Origin of the sequence: Mesorhizobium sp. M8A.F.Ca.ET.207.01.1.1, from assembly GCF_004794715.1 — a bacterium.
Classification (GTDB): Bacteria; Pseudomonadota; Alphaproteobacteria; order Rhizobiales; family Rhizobiaceae; genus Mesorhizobium.
This window is the reverse complement of sequence record NZ_SRUS01000066.1, coordinates 1-500: the sequence shown is the minus strand read 5'-3', so window position 1 is coordinate 500 and position 500 is coordinate 1. Positions and strand designations below refer to the sequence as shown.

Sequence of the window (500 nt, the reverse complement as noted above, 5' to 3'; positions counted from 1 at the left end):
GCCGGGCTGGTGCTGGGTATCGGCGCGCTGGTGGTGCTGTACGCACGCTACTACCTGAGCCAGCAGGACAACGCGCACCGCTTCTACTGCTACCTGCTGCTGTTCATGGGTGCCATGCTGGGCATGGTGCTGTCGGGCAACCTGCTGCTGCTGATGATCTTCTGGGAAATGACCAGCATCAGCTCGTTCCTGCTGATCGGCTTCTGGTCGCACCGTCAGGACGCGCGCGAAGGCGCGCGCATGGCGCTGGTGATCACCGGCGGCGGCGGCCTTGCGCTGCTCGGTGGCGTACTGCTCATCGGCCGCATCGTCGGCAGCTTCGACCTGGACGTGGTGCTGGCCGCCGGCGAGCAGATCCGCGCCAGCGCGCTGTACCCGTACGCGCTGTTCCTGGTACTGGCCGGCATCTTCACCAAGAGCGCGCAGTTCCCGTTCCACTTCTGGCTGCCACACGCGATGGCCGCGCCGACCCCGGTCTCGGCCTACCTGCCCTCCGCAAC

At 67.0% G+C, this 500-nt stretch carries 1 protein-coding gene; it reads left to right on the top strand.

Going from position 1 to position 500, the window contains the following annotated elements:
* The coding region (locus tag EN850_RS33475; RefSeq protein WP_281407302.1) for a proton-conducting transporter membrane subunit at window positions 1–500 on the top strand (500 nt) is incomplete at both ends.